Source organism: Pseudomonas guariconensis, from assembly GCF_900102675.1.
Taxonomy (GTDB): Bacteria; Pseudomonadota; Gammaproteobacteria; order Pseudomonadales; family Pseudomonadaceae; genus Aquipseudomonas; species Aquipseudomonas guariconensis.
Genome location: NZ_FMYX01000003.1, coordinates 179,099 through 197,612 on the forward strand (window position 1 = coordinate 179,099; position 18,514 = coordinate 197,612).

The following is an 18,514-nucleotide window of genomic DNA, read 5'->3' on the forward strand; positions in this document are numbered from 1 at the left end:
CGCTATGATCTTGTGCCCGTCTTGTGATGCAAAGAACATTCATATCGAAAACGGCTGCCCCCGGTGCGGTTTTTCTCCCGCTCGTGTCGATGGCTTTTTGGCTTGGGCGCCTGAGTTCGCGAAGCAAAATGATGGTTTTCCCGAGGAGAGCTTTGAAGGCTTGGCTCGTGTGGAAGCTAGCAACTTTTGGTTTCGGTCTCGCAATGCTCTCGTGCTTTGGGCTCTGCGCAAATACTTCCCTGGCTTCCACTCGCTTCTGGAAGTGGGATGCGGGACCGGGTTTGTGCTTTCGGGCGTTGCGCAGGCGTTTCCTGAGGCGCGGATCGCCGGAAGTGAAATTTATACCGCTGGCCTGACATTCGCTGCAAAGCGCCTGCCCTACGTCGAGTTGCTGCAGATGGATGCGCGCCGGCTGCCTTATGAAAAAGAGTTTGACGTCGTTGCCGCTTTTGATGTTATCGAGCACATCGCCGAAGATGAATTGGTCCTGCAGAATTTCTATCGTGCGGTTAAGCCCGGAGGGCTCTGTCTGATCACGGTTCCGCAGCATGATTGGCTTTGGAGTCCTGTGGATGAGGTGGCTTGCCATCAGCGGCGTTACGATGCCGCAGATTTGCACGCCAAGTTGGAAGCTGCGGGTTTTAACATCTTGCGTAGCACGTCCTTCGTGACCTTGCTCTTGCCTTTGATGTTGGCTTCTCGCTGGGCTGCGCGACGCTCGAATCGAGCTGGTGGTAGCGAGGTGGCGGTGCTCAACCCTGTGCTTAATCGAGGGCTGGAAGCCATCATGTGTGTCGAACGACAATTCATTAGATGGGGGTTCAATCTCCCAATCGGTGGCTCAAGGCTGGTCGTGGCTCGAAAAGAGCCTTAAGAAAAATTAAGAGTACGATGGGTTTGGCTGGCGACGCCTGCTTTCGCATTCTCAAATTGCGCGAGCACCGGGCAAGGTGGCATAAGGAGTAAAGTAAATGTATAAGGTTCCATTTAACCGACCGTTCATGACGGGTAAAGAATTGTACTATATTGCTGAAGCTAAATTCGGCAATATGCTTGCAGGTGATGGGCCCTTCACCAAGCGTTGTCATGACTGGCTAAAAAAAAATAGCCATTGTGAAAAAGCGTTGCTGACACACTCCTGCACGGCGGCATTGGAAATGGCTGCCTTGTTGCTCGATATTGAGCCAGGAGACGAAATTATCATGCCATCGTACACCTTTGTTTCAACGGCCAATGCTTTCGTGCTTCGTGGTGGTGTGCCGATATTTATTGATATTAGAGAGGACACGCTCAACCTGGATGAGCGTCTTATCGAGTCTGCCATCACGCCGCGAACTCGTGCCATTGTTCCGGTACATTATGCAGGCGTGGCTTGCGAGATGGACACCATTATGGCCATTGCTAAGCGGTATGGCCTAAGGGTTGTGGAAGATGCCGCCCAAGGGGTCATGGCAACTTATAAAGGGCGTGCTCTCGGGAGTATCGGAGATCTTGGTGCTTACAGTTTTCACGAGACAAAAAATGTAATATCAGGGGAGGGGGGAGCGCTGTTGGTGAATGACCCTTCGCTGGCAATGCGTGCAGAAATCATTCGGGAAAAGGGAACTGATCGTAGTTGCTTCTTCCGTGGCGAGGTAGATAAGTATACGTGGCAGGAGGTTGGTTCGTCGTTCTTGCCTGGAGAGCTGATTGCGGCTTTTCTTTGGGCGCAGTTGGAAGAGGCGGAGCGTATTACCGAGAGCCGCCTGGAGATTTGGCAGCGCTACAATACGTTGCTCGAGCCGCTCGAAGCCCAAGGCTTGTTGCGCCGTCCGATTGTGCCGGAAGAGTGTAAGCATAATGCTCATATGTACTATGTCTTGCTGGCCCCAGAAATTGATCGGCAAAAAGTGCTTAATGAACTGAAGAAGAATAACATATTCTCGGTTTTCCATTATGTTCCTCTTCATTCATCGCCGGCAGGTCAGCGTTATGGTCGAACGCACGGTGATCTGAAAGTGACCGTTCGGCAATCAGAACGTCTGGTTCGTTTGCCGTTGTGGTTGGGGCTCTCTGCTGCGGAGCAAGATCAGATCATAGAAATCCTGTCGAAGGCACTTGGTTAATACTTTCTCGATGATTACTCTGTACTCTCTACCTTTTGGTGAGTAGGTGTGTAGGAATTGAGGGAGGGTGCGTATTAAGTGTTTTCGTCTGACGGTTGGCACTGGAAGGAGCATCGGAGCATTAGGAAATCAGTCAGGCGACTGATACCATCAGCAGCTTTCCATGCCGTCGGCCGCGTTTGAGATACAGAATGACAAGAAAGCTTTCGCTATTGATGCTGCTGCTGTTCAGTCTGGTGTTGTTGAGTGGCGTCTTTCTTCCTCTCTATTCCGATGAGGTAATGACCAAACTCAAGATGGCCAGATTCTTCCTCGAAGAAGGCCAAAGGGTTTCCTATTTTCCTCAGTGTACAGCCACACTTGGGCATGCCATAGCCTGGGTCTTCTATCCAGCAGCAGGATTGCTTTCAGCTGTCTATGGCTACTTAGAGCCCTTGGGTATGCGTCTCAGTGGTGTAGTGCTTGCCTTGGCGTGGTTCGTTCTGTTGGCACTCTGGTGTCGACGACAGGAGCCCCAGCATTGGGTAGGCCGCTTCAGCTTGTTGGTCGCATTCGGTGCGCTTGGCGTTGTGCCCTATCTTTGGGTGATGTCTCGTCCGGAACACTTCATGATGTTGCCCATGTTAGGCCTCACTATAATTGCGTTATATGGGCCAAGCGCAGGGCAATATGTAAAGCACGTTGTGGCGGTTATGTTGCTGACCGTATTGGCATCGATTTTCTTCTTTACGCATCCTAAAAGTGTCTTCTTTACACCATTTGTTCTGGTTGCGGTGTGGACAGCGACGAGAAACTGCTCATGGTTCGTACGAGCGGGGATGCTCGTCTATGTAGTCTTGCTGGCACTACAGGCATTGCGCGATGCCAGCACGCTCGGTGCTTGCCAAGATGCGCCGGGCGTTCAGGCGCTGCTTGCACTGAATATTCTCAGGCCAGGCCTGCTGTTTGAAAGCCCTCTGGAATTCATGCTGAAGGCCGGCAGCAATGTGCTGCACTTCTTCCCTCGCGTAGTACAGCATCTGACTTTCCGTCCGGAGTTTCAGTCTGGCTGGCTGCCGCCGATTGCCCATGTGCCAGGTATTGTGGAGGTACTGAACCTCGCTGTAGCGTTCGCCGTCTGTGCGTTCATCGCGATTACTAATGTGCTGGCCGGGGTCGGGATGCTGTCAGCGTTGCGGCGTCGGTGTGTTTCGGTACCACTTTTGCTTGCTGCGCTGCTTGCGGCTGGTGACCTGCTCAACGTGGTGCTGTACAACTTGCAGAACTTCTATGCAGCGATCCAGTACATGCCGATTTCGATGGTGATTCTTGCGCTGCTGCTCCAAAGTTCCGAGAATGACTGGATTGCTGCCTTGCTTCGCAAGTACGAAAGCAGGGCTGCCTCTGGGGTTTCGGTGTTGTCGGTAGCGTCCCTCGTCGCCTTGATGCTCCTCGTTACCCCGAATGTCTTAAGAAATGCAGAGTCCGCCTCTGCTTCTATACCCGGGCAACCGTTGTCGATCCCGGTGTTCGGTGCGAAGGCTCACCTGGACTCGATTCGCGAACTGGGCAGGCAATGCCATATTCCGGAGCAATCGGCCTCATTTGTCGTGGTCGACCATATGACCTACTTCGCTTATAAGAAGGATCTCAACCCTGTTCATGTTCACTATGTCTCCGAGGATGTTTACGGGGCGGACCTGAAAGGTAGGCTGTTGCCGTTCTTGAAGGGGTTTTATAGCCCAGGCCTCATAACTCGTTGCGAGTGGGTTCCCGCAAGCATGCGCTCTCGTCAGGTGAGGAATTCATTCGATTATTGCTGTGTCGACTTCTCGGACTGAGCATAAGGGCTTGGTGCGCGACGCCGCTCTGTGGTGAAGCGCTGACCCATGAGGATTCTATTGGTGTGCTTTGGGACTGCGAAAGGAGTTTGGGTAACTATGGCTCACTACGAGCTAAAAACGTAGTGCCTTTACCCGCTTCCTGTGCGACGTTTCGTCAGAAAGTGGGACATAAAATGTGACGTTTAAATCTGGTTACCATTCCCTCTTGTCCAGAGCTATCGCATCGCCTTCTGAGGGGCTAAGTTTTGTTGGGCAGCCAGGAAGCTGCTTCGTACACAAACTCACAGGAGTGCTCTCAAATGCGTAATATCGTCCTTTCTTATCTGTTCCTCCCGCTGTTCGCTGGACTGTCCTTTTCCTTGAGTGCTGCGCCAGGCCCGTCACCTGTTCCGCCTGTCGAACTTGCCGTTACCAAGATGGCGTCGATAGCTTCGAAGTCTCAGCCCGCCCAAATAGATGTGAACACCGCAGACGCTACAACCCTACAACAGGAGCTTAGCGGAATTGGCAGGGCCAAGGCCGAGGCGATCGTCGCCTACCGAGAAGCCAACGGCCCGTTCGCTTCGGTGGACGAGTTGCTAGAAATCAAGGGCATCGGCAATGCGTTGCTGGAGCGTAATCGTGACAGGCTGATGGTATCGGAGTAACGGGAAGATGGTGGTCGGTCCGAGTGGATCGACCATCAGATAAAAGCTCAGCGGTCATTCGCGTCCTTAGCATCCGCTTCGGCATTGCGTTCATGGATTTTTTTCAACTGTTCTTCGGTCAGCGGCAATTTCTTCGCGGTATCGCGCAGCAGCAGCAACCCACCTATGATCGAGCCTAGGGCTATGACGAGTATCAACCAGGCGTACCAGGGCATGAGATTCTCCTTGTAGACCGTGGATGGAAGGCACCACTTCTATCAAACAACAAGTAACCCACTGTTCTTGCAAAAGAAAGAACAGGTGCGCGGGGTACAATGGCGGCGAAGTGTTCACTTTTCTATGTGGTCACAGCAAGCTGTGCCGACTGGGACTAACGCCGATGCCATTTGGGCCACTCTTTCATTCGGGAGCATAGCTGCACATCAGTGCGGTCCACGGCCTCTTTCCCGCGCATTGGGAACCATAGCAAAGCATTCGGCGGCTGACCTAGCCGGATCAGTCGTCGAATGCTTTTCTAGAGCTCGATGTCGGTGCAGATCTAAAGTCGTGCGCATCCTGTTTGCTGCGCGATAGCACAGCCCGGGAGGGCTGGGCGATCCCTCATGAGGTTCGAGTGACGTCAGCATTCATTGGTTCAATTATAGCGGTGGCCAGGTGCCTGGCAATTCTCATGACCCATGGTGCCCAAAGCCTACGCCACTTCGTTTACAATGCGCGCCGTTTACGACCTGCCAAGAGAACATGCCCATGTCCGTCTGCCTGACGCCCCTGATCGTCGCCCTGGATTTCCCCACCCGTGAAGCCGCTTTAACGCTGGCTGACCAGCTTGATCCGGCATCATGTCGGGTGAAAGTCGGCAAGGAACTATTCACCAGTAGCGCCTCGGGAATCGTCGAGACCTTGTGCGATAAGGGATTTGAAGTGTTTCTCGATCTCAAGTTCCATGACATTCCCAACACCACCGCCATGGCGGTGAGGGCCGCTGCCGAGATGGGTGTTTGGATGGTCAATGTGCACTGTTCCGGAGGCTTGCGCATGATGTCGGCATGCCGTGACGAGTTAGCCAAGCGCAGCGGGCCTCAGCCGTTACTGATTGGTGTGACCGTCCTCACCAGTATGGAGCGTGAGGATCTAGCCGGGATTGGTCTGGATGTAGATCCGCAGGAGCAAGTGCTACGCTTGGCTGCGCTGGCTGAAAAGGCGGGCATGGACGGGCTCGTGTGCTCGGCGCAGGAGGCCCCCGCGTTGAAATTGGCGCATCCAGCGCTTCAACTGGTCACACCGGGAATTCGTCCTGCTGGTAGCGCTCACGACGATCAACGTCGAATTCTGACGCCCCGCCAGGCACTTGATGCAGGGGCGGATTATCTGGTGATCGGAAGGCCGATCAGCCGGGCTGTGGATCCTGCGCAGGCATTGGCGGCCGTTGTCGCCGAGATTGGTGCCTGAACAATACTTTGGGGTTTTGGCAAGCGTTGCCATAGCTTTGCGCGCCTTCACGCTGCGTCGGTAGGCGGTGATCGCGAGCAAGCGCAGTTCAAGCATAAGCACCGCGCATGGAATGGAACCTTTTCTGGATGAGCACTCGCTTGATGTCAATTGATATGCCGCTAGATAGCAAAGCCCAACGTCTGGGGAGTCTGATCAGTACTTACGTATTGCCGATAGGCTGGTTGGTTACGCTCACTGGGATTTTCTGGGCCTGGGATCGCGCGCTGTACCATAAGCTTTTTTATATCTTACTGGCCGTACCCACGCTGCTGGTACTGGTGCTGCAACCACGCTTGGTTGCACCATTAATAAAAAATCCACTGTTTATCGCTTTTCTTGTTTTTAGTGCGTACATCCTGCTTTCCATTACCTGGGCCGAGGCGGAAACCTCTATCGGTGGCTTGTTAAAACGACCTCTGTACATTGCGATGTTACTATTTTCCGCCGGCATCATAGCGTCGCGTTGCCCGCAGCATCTTAAGCGGGGTACACACTTTGCCGCCATTTTCGCGGCATTGACGGCGGGACTCTCGCTCTTCTATTTTTCCTCGACCGAAATCATCGGTATCAGCCGTTTTAGAGGCTATGGCGCGCTCTATAACCCTTTGCTCACTGGGCACGTATTCGGAGCCTTCGCGGCGTTTTGGCTGGCATCATGGTTTCAAGCTCGTAGCGCCTTGAGTCCATTGCCGCTCCTTTGCTTGACAGTATTGGGGGGGGCAGTCCTGGCGACGGGGGCGCGTACCTCATTGATTGGGCTTACCGCCGCCTTGGGATGGCTTCTGATCGTTGGTGATCGTCGGCGTGGCCTTATTGCCATTGCGGCAATTGCTCTCGTGCTCATTGGTTTAGCGTTGACCCATCCCGAAGTCATTACCCAGCGGGGCGCATCCTATCGTCCTGCGATCTGGATGGAGGCACTGCGCCAGATTAGCGAACGCCCATGGCTTGGTCATGGTTTTGATACCCCCATGACAGTGATCTTGCCTGGGATAGACCCTTTATCCGACCCACACAACATTGAACTGGGAGTGCTTTATTCTGGCGGCATAGTGGGCTTGGCGCTCTGGATGACCCTCTACGGCCTGGCGCTGTATTTCAGCTGGGTATACCGCAAGCACCCCGCGGTGACGCTTGCGGCAACCTGGCTGATTTTCGGCTTCGCTTCGGGCTTGACCGAAGGCAGTGCCTTCATGTCACGCCCTAAGGAACATTGGTATTTGATCTGGATACCAATGGCCTTGGTATATGCACAATCGCTGATTTATTGGACACGCAAACGAGCCGTTTGAGAGGTCATCAGCCTCCAAATGCCACGCAAGGTTTTCTTGTTCCAATACTTGACCGGGATTTCCGCCAGGATTTCCCGGGCAAGCGGTTTATCACGGTTTGCATACTTGAGCACCATCGAATTGCGGTAGTTCATGCACACTTGTTCATATTGTGGATGATCACGGTAAACCTCGTACGTTCTCAGTACGTTGTCCACCATGAATCGACCGTTCTTGAACGTATTGGTAGGGTGGTCACGGTATTGCGCCAATACCTCGCCAAGCACATCGATAAAGTAGCCGGCGTGGCTGATCGCCAATTCGATGTAGACATCTTCCAATCGAATATCAGGGTTGAATCCACCCACCTTTTCGAAGGCTTCGCGCCGTAGCATCAGCGTGGCAGCCATCGGGCCCGGTTTGCGATCCAGGAACAGATCGTCGAAATCGAGGCGGCGGAAAGGCAGGTTCCGATTACGCTGTTCACGTGCCCCCATGACCTTGCCATCTTGGTCGATGGTTTCGATATTGGCCGAGCAGATGCCGACTTCAGGTTTGTCCCTCATGTACTCCACTTGGCGGGCGATACGATGGGGAAGCATGATGTCATCGGAGCCGAACGGAACGATGAACTCACCTCGCGCGCGTGCGATCGCTTCATTGAGAGTGCGGGCAAGGCCCTTGTTGGCCTGGAACTTCAGGTCGAAACCATGCTGCTCCTGTAGGCGCTTCAGGCGTGCAGGGCTGTCATCTTTCGAGCCATCATCGACGACAAGAAGTTCGATATTGGAATAGGTTTGGTTAATGACACTCTCAATGCTCGCTTCAATGTAGCGTGCATGGTTGTAGGACGCGATGATGACTGTCACCAGAGGTGAATCAGCAGCATCGTGACGTTCAGCACCCATAGAAAATCCCTAGATCTTGAAACCTGATGGCAAGTTTGTGAGATGTCACGCTCAGGCTGGCTAAAGCGGTTTGATCGCATCTTAACATCGGTACGCAAGTAAAGAAATTTTAGGGGCGCCAACGGATGTCCATGCTGACAACGTCAAGGGGGTATTGGTCGTTGCGGTGTCATCGTCGATGGCCGACGGGCCGCTTTGCGGCCCGCCTTTTAGGACAAGGTTGCGACGAATAATGGCCGGTGATCTGTCAGATTTTTATAACGAGTTTCCCAAAATTTTTTCCACTGAACAGCTTGAGCAGCGCCTCCGGGAACGTCTCCAACCCCTCCACCACATCCTCCTTGCTCTTCACCTGGCCACTGGCCAACCACCCGGCGATCTCCTGTGCGGCTTTGCCGTACTCCTTGGCGTAATCCATCACCACGAACCCTTCCATCCGCGCGCGGTTGACGAGCAGTGACAGATAGTTGGCTGGGCCTTTGACGGCGTCCTTGTTGTTGTACTGGCTGATGGCGCCGCAGATGACCACGCGGGCCTTGAAGTTCAGGCGGCTGAGCACGGCGTCGAGGATGTCGCCGCCGACGTTGTCGAAGTACACGTCCACACCTTTGGGGCATTCGCGTTTGAGGCCGGCCAGGACGTCTTCGGCTTTGTAGTCGATGACGCCGTCAAAGCCGAGCTCGTCCTTCAGGTACTGGCATTTCTCCTTGCCACCGGCGATGCCGACGACGCGGCAGCCTTTGAGTTTGGCGATTTGCCCGGCGATGCTGCCCACGGCACCGGCAGCGCCGGAGAGGACAACGGTTTCACCGGCCTTGGGTTGGCCGACGTCGAGCAGGGCGAAGTAGGCGGTCATGCCGGTCATGCCCAGGGCTGAGAGGTAGCGGGGCAGGGGGGCCAGGCGTGGGTCGATCTTGTACAGGCCTTGGGGCTCGCCAACGAAGTAGTCCTGCACACCGAGCGGGCCGTTGACGTGATCGCCGGGCTTGAAGTCAGGGTGCTGGGAGGCGATCACTTCGCCGACGCCCAGGGCGCGCATCACCTGGCCGAGAGCGACGGGGGCAATGTAGGACTTGCCTTCGTTCATCCAGCCGCGCATGGCGGGGTCCAGGGACAGGTAGAGGTTTTTCACCAGCACTTGGCCTTCGGCGGGCTCGGTGACGGGGACCTGCTCGTAGGTGAAGTCGTCGCGGCGCACGGCGCCGACGGGGCGTTTGCTGAGCAGGAAGCGGCGGTTGGTCTGGGGCATGGCGGTTCCCTTTGGGAATGGGGTAGGCAGCTTGAACGTTCAAGATAGACCCCTTTGATAGCCCGAGGGCCGGTGGCGATCAAGTTTCACTGCTTGCGCAAATACACCTCGATACACCTGGATGATCGTGCTGCCCAGCGCGCGGCTGTCATGACTAGACTCAGCCTTCATAACGAATCAGCGTTCAGGAGCCCGTAATGAGCATGACGTTTTCCGGCCAGGTAGCCCTGGTCACCGGTGGTGGGGCGGGGATTGGCCGGTCGACGGCACAGGCGTTCGCTGTCGAGGGTTTGAAGGTGGTGGTGGCCGACCGGGATGTGGAGGGCGGCGAGGCGACGGTGGCGCTGATTCGCCAGGCCGGTGGTGAGGGGCTGTTCGTGGCCTGTGATGTGACCAAGGACGCCGAGGTGCGCCATTTGCACGAGCGCATCATCGAAGCCTACGGTCGCCTGGACTACGCCTTCAACAACGCGGGCATCGAGATCGAGCAGGGCCGTCTGGCAGAGGGCAGCGAGGCGCAGTTCGACGCGATCATGGGCGTGAATGTCAAAGGCGTGTGGCTATGCATGAAGTACCAACTACCGCTGATGCTTGCCGCAGGCGGCGGGGCGATCGTCAACACTGCGTCGGTCGCGGGGTTGGGGGCGGCGCCGAAGATGAGTATCTACAGCGCCTCCAAGCACGCGGTGATCGGCCTGACCAAGTCGGCGGCGATCGAGTACGCCAAGAAGGGCATTCGGGTGAATGCGGTGTGTCCGGCGGTAATCGATACCGACATGTTCCGCCGGGCCTATGAGTCCGACCCGCGCAAAGCGGAGTTCGCTGCCGCGATGCACCCGGTAGGACGCATCGGCAAGGTCGAGGAGATCGCCAGTGCGGTGCTTTATCTGTGCAGCGATGGCGCGGCCTTCACCACCGGTCATAGTCTGGCTGTCGATGGTGGGGCCACGGCTATTTGAGGCCAATTGAAGCTGCGTCGGCCTTTTCGCGGGTTAACCCACTCCCACAGGTTCTCCGGTGTTCTCATCAACATCGCTGTGCCTGTGGGGCTGGTATTTGCACGGCTGAAAAGTGCAGGCAGTCCGCTACCGCGAGCCCTGTGGGAGCGTGTTTACCCGCAAATGGGCCCGTGCTGACAACCATAGGGTCAAGGCAACCACTCCACACCCCGTGAGTAACACGGCGCCAAACACAACCAACGCTGTTCGTGAGCCAAGACGGTCACTGAGCAGCCCCGTGAAGATCACCGGCAGGCTGAACCCCAGGTACGCCAGCAGGAAGAAACCCGCGCTGGCCCGGGTCTTCTCAGGCCCTGCCAACTGGTTCACTGCCGCCAGTCCACCCAAGTAAATGAACCCGTAGCACGCGCTGCTGGCAGCGACCGCGCCCAGCAGCACGGCAGCCAGCCGCCCACTGTCGGCGCCCCAGGCGAGCAGGGCGTAGCTACACGGAAGAATCGCCAATCCGAGCAAGGTTGCACGTACGTTGGACATGCGACGTGCCATGGGCTGGAACAACAGGCCACAGCTGATCACGCAGAAGGTCGAAAAACCGGACCAGGCGCTCAGCCCGTGTTGACGCAAGACCCCCGGCAACAGGGCTATCACCAGGCCTACGCAGGCCCAGGCGAGCAGGATGGCCAAGCCATAGGCCAGGCTGCCACTGGGGTAGAAGGGCAGGCGCAGCATGGCGCCGCGCTGCGCAGGACGCAGATCGGGCAGGCGCCAGACCAACACCAGCGCGACGGCGGCGAGCAGCAGTTGCAGGTGGAAGCTGCCCGGCGTCAGGGTGGGGCCGCGCAGCAGGAAGAGGCTTGTCAGTGCAGCGCCCAGGCCAAAGCCCAGGGATGTGCTGGCGGTCACCCAGGTGGCGGCGCGACTGCTGTCGTGGCCAGGCATCAGCTCACTCATGTAGGCGGTGGCGGTCGCTGAGGCCAGGCCCGTGCCCAGTCCAAGGAATAGCCGCGCCAGGCCCAGCGTCTGCAGGCTCGGGGCGAGCAGCATCAGTCCCGTGGCGATCATGGACAAGGCGAGGGCCGTGAGAATCAGCGGCCGTCGGCCGACTCGGTCCGCCAGGCCGCCCAACGCCAGCAGCACGGGCAACACGCCCAGCACATAACCGGAGAAGGCCACCGCTGTGGCGGCCGCGCCTTGACCGGAGAGGTCGGCGTAAGCGATGTACAGGGGCGCCTGCAGGTTTACGGCGAGGGTGATCAGGCACAGGGCGAAGGCCAGGCGGGCCGGGGCTGAGCGGGTGGGCATCTGGGCATCCTTGGGTCATTCGTAGCGGCTGCTCGCGGGTTGCCCGCGAATGAGCCAGTACGACCAACAGTGGTCTGCTCCCCTTGCATCAACAAGGCACACTCCCGGCGCATTTGTGATTAACTGTTCGGCAAAAATCAGCGAACACTTCCCATGCCTATCGTTTTGGATCGTGACTGCGCCACCCCGCTGGTCCAGCAACTGACCGAGCAGTTGCAAGCCTGGATCGAACAGCAACGCCTGCGCCCTGGCGCGCGGTTGCCGTCGATCCGCACTCAGGCGAGCAACCTGGCTGTCAGCCCGGCCTGTGTGATCGAAGCCTATGACCGCCTGGTGGCCAGCGGCTGGCTTCAGGCGCGCCACGGTACGGGCTTTTTCGTCGCCGAACGCAAGCCAGGCCTGCCGCTGGAAGAGGAGCAAGCCTGGGGCGAAGCGGTGGATGGCAGTTGGCGACAGTTTCGTGAAGGCCATGACGAACTGCTCAAGCTCGGCTGCGGCTGGCTGCCCAGCGCATGGCGTGCCAACACCGAGGTGGCCCAGGCCGTGCGCCTGGTCAGCCGTGGCAAAGTGGAGGATCTGTTCGATTATTGCCCGCCCCTGGGCCTGGCCAGCCTGCGCCAGCAACTGCACAAGCGCCTGGCGCGCATCGATATCGCCGCTGGCCCCGAACGCATCCTCACCACCCAAGGTGCCAGCCATGCCCTCGATCTGCTGGTGCGCACCCTCTTGCGCCCAGGCGACGTGGTATTGGTGGAAAGTCCGGGGTACTACAACCTGTTCAACCTGCTACGCCAGCACCAAGTGCGCATGCTGCCGGTGCCGCGTACAGCCAGTGGGCCGGACCTGGACGAGCTCCAACGCTTGCTCGTCGAACACAGCCCGCGCGTGCTGTTCACCAACAGCCTCTATCACAATCCCACCGGCACCAGCCTGACGCCGAAGGTCGCCTATCGCCTGCTGGAGCTGGCCCGCGAGCACGACTTGCGCATCGTCGAGGACGACATCTACGCAGATTTTCAGGACGGCCCGGCCACGCGCCTGGCCACGCTCGACAGCGAGCAGCGGGTGATCTACATGGCCAGTTTCTCCAAGACCCTGAGCAGTTCGCTGCGGGTGGGCTACCTAGTGGCCGATGCGGCGCTGATCGGCCGCTTGGCGGAACTGAAGATGGTCACTGGCATCGGTACGTCGCGCTTTGCCGAACAGGTAGTGGGGCAGATGCTTGCCAATGGCAGTTACCGCAAGAGCGTGCAGCGTCTGCGGGTGCGACTGGGGCAGCACATGGCCAAGCTGCTGGGGCAACTGGAGGCGTTCGGCTGGGAGGTGTTCTGCGAACCCTATGGCGGGATGTTCGTCTGGGTACGCTCGCCCGGGCGCGACTTTGCTGCCCTGGAGCGCGTAGCCCTGGATAACGCGGTGCTGCTGACGCCGGGCAGTGCGTTCGATCATCAGGGCGCGCCGAGTGACTGGCTGCGGATCAATGTCGCGTATGGGCAGGACCAACGGGCTCAGGCGTTCTTTCGGTACGCAGGGCGACCTTCAGCACGCTGAAAGCGACACGCTCATAGCTATTTGACACCATTGTGACGGGTGGGGCTTGTGGGTGGGGTTGCGCAGTTGCCACTCTTGGCTGAAAAAGGGCTGTCGTGCAGCCTGAAAACAGCGATGGACTGGCAGGGGGAATGGGCGATGCGGGCGACCAAGCACGGTGTTCTGGCCAACCTGGGCATGGCCCGCAAGCTGGGGCTGGGCTTTGCCCTGGTGCTGTTGCTGACCCTGGCGGTGGCCGCCATCGGCGTCTTCGCCTTGCAGGGCCTGGGCCAGCGCTTCGATGGCCTGCGCCAGATGAGCCAGTTCAACACCGACCTGCTCACGTTGCGTCAGCACGAACAGGGTTTTGCTTTGCGCTCGGACATCAAGGAAGCCGAAACCTTGCGCAAGGACCTGCAAAGCCTGATCGAGCGTGCCCGCACGCTCCCGGCCTTGGCTGCCACCGAAGGCGACCTGACCGCCTATGGCCAGGCCTTCGATGTCTTCGTCGAAGCGGTGCAGGCCAAGGAACTGGCCTTGGACATGGCCAGCTGGTCGGTCTCCAGTGTCTCCAATAACCTCGATGTGCTGCAGTCAGGTCTTACCGACGATGGCACCTACACCCTCAAACAGTCCCAAGGCCAGCAGGGCAGCGAGTTCCTCGAGCAGGCCGGCCAGGTGGCGCAGGTCTCGCGTCTGATGCTGCAGGCCATGGACGAGGCGCGGGTGCGCCTGGAGCAGGGGCGCAAGGGGGAGGAGGCGGTCAACGAAGGGCGCATCGCCCAGACCGTGGAAGCGGCGAGCCTGGTCGATCAGCTCAAGGCGTCGGTGAGCGACACCGGTTATCAGAGCGTGTTGGGCGAGGTGGCAGGGCACATCGCCAGTTTCTCCGACAAGCTCAACGAATACACCGATCTGCTCGCCAAGGAGCAGGGCATCAAGGCTCAGTTGCAGGCCCAGGCCGATCGGGTCACCCAGCGGGTCAACCAGGCCTATGCGAACCAGGAGCAGGTCATGCAGGGCGAACTTGCCCGCAGCACGGTCGCCATCGCCTTGGCCACCGTGCTGGCCTTGCTGGTTGGTGTGCTCGCCGCCTGGTTGATCACCCGCGCCGTGGTCGGGCCGCTCAAGCGTGTGATCGCCCGGGCCCAGCGCATCGCTGCGGGCGATCTGGTTGTCGAGGCCGAAACCACGCGGCGCGATGAGGTCGGCCAGCTTACCTTGGCCATGCAGCAGATGGCCGCCGGGCTTGCCGGCATTGTCAGCGGCCTGCAACAGGGCATCGAGCAACTAGCCGGCAACGCTCAGGCGCTGTCGGCCGTCACCGAGCAGACCAACCGTGAGGTGGGCAGCCAGAAGGAAGAAACCGAGCAGGTGGCCACTGCCATGCAGCAGATGACAGCCACCGTGCACGATGTGGCGCGCAACGCCGAGGAGGCTGCCCAGGCGGCCCAGAGCGCCGACGACAAGGTCGAGTCAGGCCAGCAGGTGGTGCGCCAGAGCATGCAGCGCATCGAGCAGTTGGCTGCCGCGGCGGAAACCGCCAGCGCTGGCATCGACAGCTTGAGTGCCGAAATCCATACCATTGGCGACGTACTGGAAGTGATCAAGAGCGTCGCCGAGCAGACCAACTTGCTGGCGCTCAACGCGGCGATCGAGGCTGCCCGGGCCGGCGAACAGGGACGCGGTTTTGCCGTGGTGGCCGATGAGGTGCGGGCCCTGGCGCGGCGCACCCGGCAATCCACCGAAGAGATCGAGCGCCTGGTTGCCAGCCTGCGCGGCAACGCCCAGCAGTCGGTGTCGCAGATTCGTGGCAGTACCGAGCTGGTGCGTCTGGCGGTGGCCGATGCGCTGCACACCGAAAGTGCGCTGGGCAGCATCGCGGCTGCGGTGTCGTTGATCCAGCAGATGAACCAGCAGATCGCCGCGGCGGCGGAGCAGCAAAGCTCGGTGGCCGAGGAGATCAGTCGCAGCGTCACGCAGATCCGCGGCAGCGCCGATCAAGCTGCCTTGGCCATGCAGGACAACGCCCGCTCGAGCGTCGAGCTGGCGCAGTTGGGCACGGATCTCAAGGGCATGGTCGGCCATTTCAGATTGTGATCGAGTGTGTCGGCCCTTCGCGGGTTAACCCGCGAACAGGCCGGCACTGGCAACAAGACATCCTCAGCCTTTGCGCGGGCTCAGGATCAGCAAGGTCAACACCCCCGCCACGATCCCCCAGAACGCCGAGCCGATCGAGAACAAAGTGAACCCCGAGGCCGTCACCATGAAGGTGATCAGGGCCGCCTCGCGTTCACGGGCTTCTCCCATGGCCACGCTCAGGCCATTCATGATCGAGCCGAACAGCGCCAGTGCAGCAATGGACAGCACCAGCTCCTTGGGCAGCGCCGCAAACAGGGCCGCTAGCGTGGCGCCGAACACCCCGGCGATGCCGTAGAAAATCCCGCACCACACCGCTGCGGTGTAACGCTTGCTCGGGTCTTCATGGGCATGGGGCCCGGTGCAAATTGCCGCGCTGATTGCCGCCAGGTTCACCCCGTGGGAGCCGAACGGCGCCAGCAGCAGCGAGGCGAAGCCGGTGGCCGAGATCAACGGCGAGGCCGGCACCTGATAGCCATCGGCCCGCAGCACGGCGACGCCTGGCATGTTCTGTGAAGTCATCGCCACCACGAACAGCGGGATGCCGATGCTGATGGTCGCCGCCAGCGAGAAGCTCGGGGTGGTCCACACCGGCTTGGCCACCTCCAGGTTGAAGCCGCTGAAATCCAGCAGGCCCAGGGCGCCCGACAGGGCGGTGCCCACCAGCAACGCGGCCAGTACGCAGTAGCGTGGCGACAGGCGCTTGACCAGCAGGTAGCTGAAGAACATGCCCAGCACCAGCACGGTACGGTGCTGGGCGGCGACGAAGATTTCGCTGCCGATCTTGAACAGGATACCGGCCAGCAGCGCCGAGGCCAGGGACGCAGGAATGCGCCGCACCAGGCGCTCGAAGCTGCCGGTCAAGCCGCAGATGAGCACCAGCACCGCGCAGGTGATATAGGCGCCGATGGCCTCGCCATAGCTGACCCCGCCAAGGCTGGTGATCAGCAGTGCAGCGCCTGGAGTCGACCAGGCAATGGTGATCGGCGTGCGGTAGCGCAGCGACAGGCCGATGCTGCACACCGCCATGCCGATCGACAAGGCCCAGATCCACGAGGAAATCTGCGCGCTGGTCAGCCCAGCAGCCTGGCCCGCCTGGAACATCAGCACCAATGAGCTGGTGTACCCCGTGAGCATGGCGATGAAGCCGGCGACGATCGCCGACGCAGAACTGTCTGCCAGGGGGCGCAGGCGCGCGGAGGTGGCATCGGTCATTGAAAAGTCCTTGTAAAGGTGTAAGCAGTTTTTTCAGACTACCGTGACCTGGCGCAATCGATGCGATACAGCAGCCATTGCATTTAGCCGTACAGTCGCCAACTATTGGGCGCGATTGCGCAACTGCACGAGAGGGGAGGGGCGATGTACAAGGTTTATGGGGATTACCAGTCCGGCAACTGCTACAAGGTCAAATTGATGCTGCACCTGCTGGATCGCCCTTACACGTGGCAGCCGGTGGACATACTCAAGGGCGAAACCGAAACGCCGGAGTTCCTCGCGATGAACCCCAACGGCAAGGTCCCGGTGCTGCAGCTCGAGGATGGCACCTGCCTGTGGGAGTCCAACGCGATCCTGAACTTCCTGGCCGATGGCAGTGGGTTTTTGCCCACCGAGCCACGTCTGCGCACCCAGGTGCTGCAATGGCAGTTCTTCGAGCAGTACAGCCATGAGCCGTACATTGCCGTCGCGCGGTTCATCCAGTTCTACCTGGGGCTGCCTGATGAGCGCGTGGAGGAATACCGCAAGCTGCACAAAGGCGGCTACAAAGCGCTCAAGGTCATGGAGAGGCAACTGCAGATGACGCCGTATCTGGTTGGTGACCAGTATTCGATCGCCGACGTGGCGCTGTATGCCTACACCCATGTGGCGCATCAGGGCGGCTTCGACCTGACGGACTACCCCGGCGTGCGGGCGTGGTTGGCGCGGGTGGCGAGCCATCCGCGGCATGTGCCGATGGTGGACTGATCCAGGCTTTTTGCTAGCTGCTCCGGCTCTTTCGCGGGTAAACCCGCTCTGACAGGGTTCTTGGTACCTGTGGGAGCGGGTTTACCCGCGAAAAGGCCGGAGCAGCCTGGGTTTCAAACTGCCGCGAAGCGTTTGTCCAGGTAGGCGATGATGGCCTTGGATTCGTACATCCAGGTCACCTCGCCGGCTTCCTCGATCCGCAGGCATGGCACCTTCACCCGGCCACCGCCTTCAAGCAAAGCCTGGCGGTGTACCGGGTCGTTCTTGGCGTCGCGCAGGGCCACCGGCACGTTGAGGCGGTGCAAGGTACGGCGGGTCTTGACGCAGAACGGGCAGGCATGGAACTGGTACAGCGCCAGGTTCTGGGCGTCTTTGGCGACCTGCGCCTGGGCTGCGGCATCACGCTTGCGCTTGGCCGGGCGGCTGATCCAGTCACCGAACACGATAAGCTGGCCGAGGCCGACCCGCAGGGCTTTGACGATCATGGACAACTCCTGAACAAAAGAAAAAGCCGACCCCTAAGGGTCGGCTCGCAGTCACACGCCGATCACTTGATCAGGCTGAGGAACTCGCTGCGGGTGGCGGCATTGGAGCGGAACTCGCCAAGCATCACCGAGGTGATCATGGTGGAGTTCTGCTTCTCGACGCCGCGCATCATCATGCACATGTGCTTGGCCTCGATGACCACGGCCACGCCAGCGGCGCCGGTCACTTTCTCCACCGCTTCGGCGATCTGGCGGCTGAGGTTTTCCTGGATCTGCAGGCGGCGGGCGAACATGTCGACGATGCGCGCGACCTTGGACAGGCCCAGGACCTTGCCCTTGGGCAGGTAGGCCACGTGGGCCTTGCCAATGAAGGGCAGCATGTGGTGTTCGCACATCGAGTAGAGCTCGATGTCCCGGACCAGCACCATCTCGCTGTTGTCGGAGGTGAACAGCGCGTCGTTGGTGACTTCTTCCAGGGTTTGTTCATAACCGCGGCAAAGGTACTTCATGGCCTTCGCGGCCCGCTTGGGCGTGTCGCGCAGGCCCTCGCGGGAGACGTCCTCGCCGAGCTGGCTGAGGATCGCGGTGTAGTTCTGTTCCAGGGACATGGATCTACCTGTGGGGGATTAATCGCAAAGACGAA

At 59.2% G+C, this 18,514-nt stretch carries 17 protein-coding genes and 1 pseudogene; 11 read left to right on the forward strand and 7 right to left on the reverse strand.

The genetic code is table 11. The features are described from left to right. Nucleotides 1-4 precede the first annotated feature (4 nt). From BLS27_RS06135 to BLS27_RS06150, 4 genes are all read left to right on the forward strand, one after another. On the forward strand, nucleotides 5-874 hold the full coding sequence (locus tag BLS27_RS06135; RefSeq protein WP_090343712.1) for a class I SAM-dependent methyltransferase: 870 nt from the start codon (nucleotides 5-7) through the stop codon (nucleotides 872-874). A gap of 97 nt (nucleotides 875-971) precedes the next feature. Continuing rightward, a complete protein-coding gene (gene rffA / locus BLS27_RS06140; RefSeq protein ID WP_090343714.1) occupies nucleotides 972-2,105 on the forward strand; it encodes a dTDP-4-amino-4,6-dideoxygalactose transaminase in 1,134 nt (377 codons plus the stop codon). 191 nt (nucleotides 2,106-2,296) lie between these two features. Further along, complete coding sequence (locus tag BLS27_RS06145) at nucleotides 2,297-3,925, forward strand: hypothetical protein (protein WP_244155216.1); 1,629 nt, start codon at nucleotides 2,297-2,299, stop codon at nucleotides 3,923-3,925. A gap of 302 nt (nucleotides 3,926-4,227) precedes the next feature. Further along, a complete protein-coding gene (locus BLS27_RS06150) occupies nucleotides 4,228-4,575 on the forward strand; it encodes a ComEA family DNA-binding protein (protein ID WP_090343719.1) in 348 nt (115 codons plus the stop codon). Nucleotides 4,576-4,622: 47 nt separating this feature from the next. Here the strand turns inward: BLS27_RS06150 and BLS27_RS06155 are convergent, their stop codons facing one another. Next, entirely contained in the window at nucleotides 4,623-4,790 is a 168-nt protein-coding gene (locus tag BLS27_RS06155; protein ID WP_090343721.1) for a DUF2897 family protein, read from the reverse strand. Nucleotides 4,791-5,322: 532 nt separating this feature from the next. Between BLS27_RS06155 and pyrF the strand changes: the two genes are divergently transcribed. Together pyrF and BLS27_RS06165 are read left to right on the forward strand one after the other, a co-directional pair. Beyond that, on the forward strand, nucleotides 5,323-6,024 hold the full coding sequence (gene pyrF / locus BLS27_RS06160) for an orotidine-5'-phosphate decarboxylase (protein WP_090343723.1): 702 nt from the start codon (nucleotides 5,323-5,325) through the stop codon (nucleotides 6,022-6,024). 143 nt (nucleotides 6,025-6,167) lie between these two features. After that, nucleotides 6,168-7,358: an O-antigen ligase family protein gene (locus tag BLS27_RS06165; protein WP_090344026.1), complete on the forward strand. Its 1,191-nt coding sequence runs from the start codon at nucleotides 6,168-6,170 to the stop codon at nucleotides 7,356-7,358. Here the strand turns inward: BLS27_RS06165 and BLS27_RS06170 are convergent. After that, entirely contained in the window at nucleotides 7,331-8,245 is a 915-nt protein-coding gene (locus BLS27_RS06170; RefSeq protein ID WP_090343725.1) for a glycosyltransferase, read from the reverse strand. The two genes, BLS27_RS06165 and BLS27_RS06170, sit on opposite strands and share 28 nt — an antisense overlap. A 247-nt stretch (nucleotides 8,246-8,492) precedes the next feature. After that, the gene (locus tag BLS27_RS06175) at nucleotides 8,493-9,494 is read right to left on the reverse strand and encodes an NADP-dependent oxidoreductase (protein WP_090343727.1); all 1,002 of its coding nucleotides are present in this window, start codon (nucleotides 9,492-9,494) and stop codon (nucleotides 8,493-8,495) included. A gap of 197 nt (nucleotides 9,495-9,691) precedes the next feature. Between BLS27_RS06175 and BLS27_RS06180 the strand changes: the two genes are divergently transcribed. Beyond that, nucleotides 9,692-10,453 carry an SDR family oxidoreductase gene (locus BLS27_RS06180; protein WP_070573175.1) on the forward strand — a complete coding sequence of 254 codons (762 nt, stop codon included), beginning with the start codon at nucleotides 9,692-9,694 and terminating at the stop codon, nucleotides 10,451-10,453. A gap of 126 nt (nucleotides 10,454-10,579) precedes the next feature. Here BLS27_RS06180 and BLS27_RS06185 read toward each other — a convergent pair whose 3' ends face one another. Further along, complete coding sequence (locus tag BLS27_RS06185; protein WP_090343729.1) at nucleotides 10,580-11,755, reverse strand: MFS transporter; 1,176 nt, start codon at nucleotides 11,753-11,755, stop codon at nucleotides 10,580-10,582. Nucleotides 11,756-11,908: 153 nt separating this feature from the next. On the opposite strand from BLS27_RS06185, the gene BLS27_RS06190 reads away from it, so the two are divergent. From BLS27_RS06190 to BLS27_RS24170, 3 genes and pseudogenes are all read left to right on the forward strand, one after another. Then, nucleotides 11,909-13,306 (forward strand): aminotransferase-like domain-containing protein, encoded by a 1,398-nt coding sequence (locus BLS27_RS06190; RefSeq protein ID WP_090343731.1) that lies wholly within the window; start codon nucleotides 11,909-11,911, stop codon nucleotides 13,304-13,306. Nucleotides 13,307-14,299: 993 nt separating this feature from the next. Beyond that, nucleotides 14,300-14,476: pseudogene (locus BLS27_RS24165) on the forward strand (methyl-accepting chemotaxis protein); the annotation flags it as partial. Nucleotides 14,477-14,680: 204 nt separating this feature from the next. Continuing rightward, nucleotides 14,681-15,385 (forward strand): methyl-accepting chemotaxis protein, encoded by a 705-nt coding sequence (locus BLS27_RS24170; protein ID WP_371906669.1) that lies wholly within the window; start codon nucleotides 14,681-14,683, stop codon nucleotides 15,383-15,385. 63 nt (nucleotides 15,386-15,448) lie between these two features. Here BLS27_RS24170 and BLS27_RS06200 read toward each other — a convergent pair whose 3' ends face one another. Next, nucleotides 15,449-16,639 (reverse strand): benzoate/H(+) symporter BenE family transporter, encoded by a 1,191-nt coding sequence (locus BLS27_RS06200; RefSeq protein ID WP_043209751.1) that lies wholly within the window; start codon nucleotides 16,637-16,639, stop codon nucleotides 15,449-15,451. A gap of 144 nt (nucleotides 16,640-16,783) precedes the next feature. On the opposite strand from BLS27_RS06200, the gene BLS27_RS06205 reads away from it, so the two are divergent. After that, on the forward strand, nucleotides 16,784-17,386 hold the full coding sequence (locus BLS27_RS06205; RefSeq protein WP_090343734.1) for a glutathione S-transferase family protein: 603 nt from the start codon (nucleotides 16,784-16,786) through the stop codon (nucleotides 17,384-17,386). A 113-nt stretch (nucleotides 17,387-17,499) separates the two neighbouring features. On the opposite strand, the gene BLS27_RS06210 is transcribed toward BLS27_RS06205, so the two are convergent. Next, complete coding sequence (locus tag BLS27_RS06210; protein ID WP_043209755.1) at nucleotides 17,500-17,871, reverse strand: glutaredoxin family protein; 372 nt, start codon at nucleotides 17,869-17,871, stop codon at nucleotides 17,500-17,502. 62 nt (nucleotides 17,872-17,933) lie between these two features. Then, a complete protein-coding gene (gene folE, locus BLS27_RS06215) occupies nucleotides 17,934-18,479 on the reverse strand; it encodes a GTP cyclohydrolase I FolE (protein ID WP_043209757.1) in 546 nt (181 codons plus the stop codon). Between the last annotated feature and the right edge of the window lie 35 nt (nucleotides 18,480-18,514).